7 protein-coding genes are annotated in these 6,146 nt (G+C 39.3%); 1 reads left to right on the top strand and 6 read right to left on the bottom strand.

The genetic code is table 11. The features are described 5' to 3' along the window. Positions 1-103 precede the first annotated feature (103 nt). The gene (locus ED312_RS22380) at positions 104-1,051 is read right to left on the bottom strand and encodes an alpha/beta hydrolase family protein (protein WP_123218248.1); all 948 of its coding nucleotides are present in this window, start codon (positions 1,049-1,051) and stop codon (positions 104-106) included. A gap of 321 nt (positions 1,052-1,372) precedes the next feature. Between ED312_RS22380 and ED312_RS22375 the strand changes: the two genes are divergently transcribed. After that, on the top strand, positions 1,373-1,981 hold the full coding sequence (locus ED312_RS22375; RefSeq protein WP_123218247.1) for an outer membrane beta-barrel protein: 609 nt from the start codon (positions 1,373-1,375) through the stop codon (positions 1,979-1,981). 321 nt (positions 1,982-2,302) lie between these two features. Here ED312_RS22375 and ED312_RS22370 read toward each other — a convergent pair whose 3' ends face one another. The 5 genes from ED312_RS22370 to ED312_RS22350 all read right to left on the bottom strand — a co-directional run bounded on the left by ED312_RS22370 (position 2,303) and on the right by ED312_RS22350 (position 6,021). After that, positions 2,303-3,208, bottom strand: coding sequence for a helix-turn-helix domain-containing protein (locus ED312_RS22370; protein ID WP_123218246.1), 906 nt, complete (start codon positions 3,206-3,208; stop codon positions 2,303-2,305). 39 nt (positions 3,209-3,247) lie between these two features. Beyond that, positions 3,248-4,081, bottom strand: coding sequence for an SDR family NAD(P)-dependent oxidoreductase (locus tag ED312_RS22365; RefSeq protein WP_123218245.1), 834 nt, complete (start codon positions 4,079-4,081; stop codon positions 3,248-3,250). A 310-nt stretch (positions 4,082-4,391) separates the two neighbouring features. Continuing rightward, positions 4,392-4,775 (bottom strand): hypothetical protein, encoded by a 384-nt coding sequence (locus ED312_RS22360; RefSeq protein WP_123218244.1) that lies wholly within the window; start codon positions 4,773-4,775, stop codon positions 4,392-4,394. Positions 4,776-4,843: 68 nt separating this feature from the next. Further along, positions 4,844-5,377 carry a Crp/Fnr family transcriptional regulator gene (locus ED312_RS22355; protein ID WP_123218243.1) on the bottom strand — a complete coding sequence of 178 codons (534 nt, stop codon included), beginning with the start codon at positions 5,375-5,377 and terminating at the stop codon, positions 4,844-4,846. A gap of 2 nt (positions 5,378-5,379) precedes the next feature. Continuing rightward, complete coding sequence (locus ED312_RS22350; protein WP_123218242.1) at positions 5,380-6,021, bottom strand: DNA alkylation repair protein; 642 nt, start codon at positions 6,019-6,021, stop codon at positions 5,380-5,382. Positions 6,022-6,146: the final 125 nt, after the last annotated feature.

The following is a 6,146-nucleotide window of genomic DNA, read 5'->3' as shown; positions in this document are numbered from 1 at the left end:
AACCTTTACCCAATTTCCCCACAACTTTTGAGATTGATCCGATGCCGGATTAAAATGGGTTCTAGTTACAAACGAGCACCAGATGGGAGAAGCCTTCCCTAAGCTAAAATCTCTTTTTATTCTTAATGTTTAAAGCGCTCTGCTTTATCCAATGAATAGAAATGTCAACTGGTGCTGTGGTATTGGCAAAAGCAGTGTTGTGTCCTAATGCTGGAAACAGAGAATATTCGAAAGGTTTGCCTTGAACTTTAAACGTATTAAGATGCTCTATACATAATTTTACCGGGATCTGTATGTCTTTTTCACCAAAAAGCCAGAGACCCGGAACTGAAAGGGCACTCAAAGCGACCTTTGGGTCTGTGCTTGTAAATTGATACCGGTCAAGATCATTCTTGATATGTTCTCGTGCGTCTGCTTCTGTATGATTTTCCCAAAAATCAGTATCTCCATTGGTGTAAAACTGAAATCTGAGTTGTTCCAGAGTTGTAACTGTAGGGCAGCTAAACAAAACCATGAATTCTACTAACGGATTCCCGGTTGCAGCAATGGGGATGATCCATCCTGCCTGACTAAAACCAACAAGACCTATAGGTATGTTTTTATTTTGTTGATGAAGCCTGTTCACCGCAGCACTTGCATCTTTCGCTAATAAAGTGAGGTTAACCGAATCAATGTTATTTGTCCCTAATTCCGGACCCGCATAAATTCCTCCTGATTCTCCAACTCCACGTTTATCATAGGTGAACACTGAAATGCCGTTTTTTGCCAGAAGTTCTGCAAAATCGGTCATTCGAGGTTCCTGACCTGAACCATGTACAAGGACCACTGCTGCATGCGAATGTTCAGGCTTATAGATTGTTCCGGCAAGAAGCACTCCTTCACTCTTGAATGTTATATTCTCTGTTTTTATTGAGCCTAATGATTGAGCTTTTACCTGATTTAGTGGTATCAGGAAAAACGACAGTAAAAAGAATATCCCGAAAAAAACTGGAAAATACTTCAGTCTTTTAACCGTTTTGATGTAAGTGGAAATACAATTTCTTTTGATCATAATATGGTTTTATCGAATGGTTTTCTCTTTCCGTATTTTTCGGTGGCATTTACTGATTACTTACTGTAAATATAAAAGAAAATGTCAGCAATACCCCCGCTGATGCGCAATTGTATTGCGTTCTCTCCCTCTCTCCTCTCGCCGGTTCCGCAACCGTACCATAAAATTGAGTAGTTTTAACCTATGAGCAGAAACTATAAATGCCACAATCCGGAAGGCCTGTGTACGTATGGTTGCTCTTCCAATATATTGTGCAATGAAGTTAAGTTACTTTTTCGTTCTTTTGTCAAAAATTATTTTAGGCTTCTAATGATACCATTTATGCAAAAAAATTACTATTCACCTAAAAAGTTTCGTTTACTTCCTTCCTTAGGTAAAACCGTCAGCCTGGCTATTTTTATAGCACTGACTTCCAACGCGGCTATTGCTCAAACTACCAAAGGCCAATACATCCGGGCCTCTATAGGATATGGCATATCAGCACCTTATGACGATGTAGACACATACGGCTCCGGTTTTTATGCACAGGGAGAATACCTTTTTAACCTGCGTACCTGGTTTAGCCTGAGACCATATGCCGGGGTAATATTCACCAAGACAAGGAAAGACGACAGTGCGCAACGAGAGCCGGATGACAAGATAACTTCCAATGCATTCCTTATTGGCGGCAAGGCCCGGGTTACGGCGCCCATTCCGTGGGTGGCTCCGTATGTAGAAGGGGGTATAGGTGCCTCTTTGGGTTCCTTTGAAACCTATACCGCATATACCGACATAAAAAAGAATGGCCTGCTGTGGCATATTCCTTTTTCCCTGGGCTTGCAATTAGGCCCGGAGCACAACTTTGACCTCGGGTTTACATATTATTTTCATCCGTCTGCAGAACAGTTTGCCGGAGCCCTGGCCTTTGGATTGTCTTTTCCGGTAGATTAGATACGCCTGTGTGGTATAAGAGTGTTTACTTCGATAGACTCAGTACAGGCAAACTCAACATAGGTGTAATGCGCCGTATAGGAGCATTACTCCCGATCCCGATAATCGGAATTATTGGGATGCCGGATTAAAATGGGTTCTCGTTACAAACGAGCACCAGATGGGGCAAACTGGCGGTAGCGGGGGAAGGTATTGCGTATTTTATTATGTTATTGACCATTCTTTTTACCGTCATACTTAACGGAAGGGAAGATTATCAGTTGATTATTGGTTGTTTAATTGATTCTTCTAATATGTAATAGCCTTTTATAAATAATCATATCAATTAAAGCTTGCCCTGAACTCCAAAGGGCTCATCTCGGTTTTTGTTTTAAATAATTTATGAAATGATTGCGGATATTCAAAGCCCAATGAATAGGCAATTTCGCTAACGGATAGTTCAGTCGTGGATAGTTTTTCTTTGGCTTTCTCAATTAACTTTTGTTGGATGCGCTGCTGGGCACTCTGGCCCGTTGTACTGCGTAACATATCACTTAAGTAATTGGGAGACAGGTTCAGTCTTGCAGCTAAATAGGCGACACCGGGAATACCTTCCGTTTCTGTGAGGTTTTGGTTGAAATAATCTTCTAACAAATCTTCAAAATCGGATAATAAACCACTATTGGCCTGTTTTCGGGTTAAGAATTGACGATGATAAAACCGATTAGAATAGTTCAGTAATAACTCTATTTGTTTTATAATAATTGCATGTGAAAATGTATCTGTTGAAAATTGACTTTCTTTTGAAATATCCAATAGTAAACGATTAATGGTTTTTTCTTCTTTTGTAGATAAATGTAAAGCTTCGTTTACGGAATAGGAGAAAAAACCAAATTTACGGATATCCTTAGACAAGGAAAAACCCTGTAAAAAATCAGGATGAACGGTTAGCCAAAGACCTTCCAACTCCCAATCATCCCTTATTTCTGTAATTATTACTTGATTCGGGGCGTAAAATGTCATAATACCATCATCAAAATCAAAATGCCGTTGACCATAGCGCATTTTACCTTTAAAATTCTTTTTGATTGCTATGCAATAAAATCCGTAAGTAACCGCCTCTAATTTTTCATCATCATAACATTTAATGGTAGAAAAATCAATTAAACTGATTAACGGGTGCCTCGGTTTTGGCAACTCTAAAAGCTGATGTAATTCTCGAATTGACTGAATTGTGTAAGGTTTCATTGCAAACAAATTTATGAAAACGGAATTTACGCTTCCTAGTTAATCAAAATTGGTCGATAACGTCAAAGATTTCCATTTTTCAAATTCTGCATCTTCCTGCGCTCTTTTTCGGGTCACCAGCTCATAAGTGTCTGGTCCTAAAAGTAAATGAAGAGGCGGCTGTTTCATTTCATTAATCTGAACCAGGATTTCAGATAATTTGGCAGGGTCTCCGGGTTGTGTCCCACTGAATTCAGACCACATCTTTTCAGCTTCATCTACACCATATACTTCAATACGGTTCTTTACATAGTTGATGGAATTCATAAATTCTGTTCTAAACTGTCCCGGTGCAACTACCGTCACCCTTATCCCGAAATTTCCCACCTCTTGCGCTAAAGCTTCGGAAATTCCGATGAGCGCGAATTTAGCTGCATTATAGCTTGCCGCTTTTTCAAAGCCAATATAACCCGCATTGGAGGAAATATTAATAATGTGCCCGCTTTTCTGTTGGCGTAAATAGGGCATTACATTTCGAATGATATTAACGGCTCCAAACAGGTTGACGTCCATTGTTGCCCTGAATTCTCCATCGGTCATTTCTTCCATACTCCCTACAAGACTATAACCTGCGTTATTCACTACAACATCAATTCTTTTTAGTTTTTTTATAATGCCGTCGATAGCTTTCTTAACTTCCTTGTCGGAAGTAATATCCAGTTTTACAGGGTATAGATTCTCTTTAAATGAAATAATTTCTTTTTCAAGCGCATCTGTATTTCGACTTGTAGCAATTACTTTGTGTCCCAGTGACAATAAAAGCCTGGTTAAATAAAGCCCCAAACCTTTTGAAGTTCCTGTAACCAACCATATTTTTTGATTTTCTGTACTCATATTTTCTTTATTTAATAAACTCGTTTAATTTATGAATACAAAGTTGGAAGTTATTTCCCTACAGAAAGTATCCCAATTACTGAATTTTGTATTTGAATTCACTACCGTTTCGATGTTGTTAAACGAAGTTCTTTGAAAGCGTTGTAGAATAAGGATGTTTGAGAGATTTTGGGGTTCAAACGATTTGAAAATAGCTTTGCTAAAAGCTGTCGTTATGAACCGGGGCAAACCCGCCCCACCAGTTTTCAATTGGCGGCGGGCATGAGTACGTAATGAGCCTTAGAAGACCGTCTCCTGGATAAATTACTTATTACAATACCGAACCCAGGTCTTTGCCCGACTCGGAACCGCTTATAAGAAAAGTTAATTCATCACAACAAGCAATTTTACCATGCCGGATTTTAAACTCCGCCAATACTTTGTGCGTATTTGCAGTACCATCTCGCAATACGGAATAAACGTGGTGTTTGGTAAAAACCGTATTGGAGTTACCAGCGCAGTTAATCACTTCTACGTGCACATGCTTAATTAAGTCTTTCAGCTTTATAATATGTTGCTTGAAATGTGGTAAATCTAAGGTGGAGTGATCAACGGTTTGCGTATAATTGTCCGTAAAATACCGATGAATCAATTTTTCGTCATAAACCGGGTTTTCGATGATGTCCTTTAGCATTCCTTTTACTATTGCTTCCATGGTATTAAAATTTAATGTTCGAAACAAAGCTAGGAACAGGAAAGAACGAAACAGATAACAATTGTTAATTAATGCCGGTTACGTATTCTACTTAAAGAAACGGATGTGATACCTAAATACGAGGCAATATAATGTTGAGGTACCCGACGGATAATCTCCGGAGCCCGGTCTAACAATTCCTGGTATCTTTTTTCGGGCTTGTCTTTTATTCTGTCAATAAGCAGTTTTTGATAGGTTAACAGCCGATTTATCAAATATTCATTAAAAGTTGCCAATAAGGCTGGTTTTTGAGCCAGAAGCTCCATCGTTTTTTGTTTATCGATAGCTAATAATTCTACATCTTCAATCGCTTGAACAGAGTAAAGGCTTTGCTTGTTATACCAAAAGCTTTCAATGCTACAGAAGAAATGATTTTCAAAAAGGAACTGAAAAGTAACTTCCTTGCCCTCGTGAAGCGTCCACCCTCGTAAAACACCTTTTTTCAGGTAGTAAAATTTTCCTGAACGTTTTCCTTCCCGGATGACCATCGTTTTTGACTTTACATATTCTTGTGTAAGATGTTCTTTAAGCAAATGATAGAAGGTGCTATTGACGTCAGCCATATTTATAAATTTCTTTTGTTACTTTCCATGGTAATAAACTCCGGCAAATACTCTGGTGTACACCCTTTTGAAACCATTTTACCTTTGTACAGACCGGTTTTTTCACCAAGGGCAATACAACGGTTCCGGTGCTTTTTTTCATAAACCCCAATCCAGCCTGCTGTAAAGTTCATTGCCCATTGGACTTCAGCTTCTTCTTTTTCTATCTGTTTTTCGATGACCGTTAATAACTCCTCACTATTTGGCGGTGTTTTACCTGTCCAGCGCAAACGTCCCTGATAATACCAATAAACTCGTCTTTTAAGTGAAGTTGGGCTTTCTTTCCAGGATTCAATCATTGCAATGGTCTTTTTGTCTTTGGTTAGTTGGTTTGCCATTAACCAGTCCATGAGTTGAAGTTTCTCATTTTTGTGGTGTTGGTTTATGTCTGTAACCAATTGGTCAATCACCGCTTCGCTTAGAAGTTTCTTGTCCATAATCAGGATGGCCAGTTGCCGGGCAAAAAAATATTTGGATGACCAAAGTTCCATGGCCAGTTCGTGGTCTTTTTTTATGCCTTTGGCAAGGGTGCGTAAGTCTCCGAGTTTGGTACTCTTGCCGGTGATTTGAGTCAGTATTTTTTCTGCTTTCGTTGAAAGTTTCATTTCAATACAATTATTTAACGATCTCTTTTTACCGTTGCCCGTAACGTCCCGGCGGCTTGGCTCAGTACACAAAGCCCGAAGGGAGATTAGATACGCCAACCGGTCCCCTCGTTTGAGCATCACGG

The sequence above is a fragment of the Sinomicrobium pectinilyticum genome (assembly GCF_003725735.1).
GTDB classification, from domain to species: Bacteria; Bacteroidota; Bacteroidia; order Flavobacteriales; family Flavobacteriaceae; genus Sinomicrobium; species Sinomicrobium pectinilyticum.
Note: the sequence above shows the minus strand (reverse complement) of the source record. Positions and strands in the feature narration are given on the sequence as shown.

Excerpts from the sequence above, each read along its gene's own strand:
- ED312_RS22380 (WP_123218248.1), bottom strand. The coding sequence starts at position 1,051 with ATGATCAAAAGAAATTGTATTTCCACTTACATCAAAACGGTTAAAAGA.
- ED312_RS22375 (WP_123218247.1), top strand. The coding sequence starts at position 1,373 with ATGCAAAAAAATTACTATTCACCTAAAAAGTTTCGTTTACTTCCTTCC.
- ED312_RS22370 (WP_123218246.1), bottom strand. The coding sequence starts at position 3,208 with ATGAAACCTTACACAATTCAGTCAATTCGAGAATTACATCAGCTTTTA.
- ED312_RS22365 (WP_123218245.1), bottom strand. The coding sequence starts at position 4,081 with ATGAGTACAGAAAATCAAAAAATATGGTTGGTTACAGGAACTTCAAAA.
- ED312_RS22360 (WP_123218244.1), bottom strand. The coding sequence starts at position 4,775 with ATGGAAGCAATAGTAAAAGGAATGCTAAAGGACATCATCGAAAACCCG.
- ED312_RS22355 (WP_123218243.1), bottom strand. The coding sequence starts at position 5,377 with ATGGCTGACGTCAATAGCACCTTCTATCATTTGCTTAAAGAACATCTT.
- ED312_RS22350 (WP_123218242.1), bottom strand. The coding sequence starts at position 6,021 with ATGAAACTTTCAACGAAAGCAGAAAAAATACTGACTCAAATCACCGGC.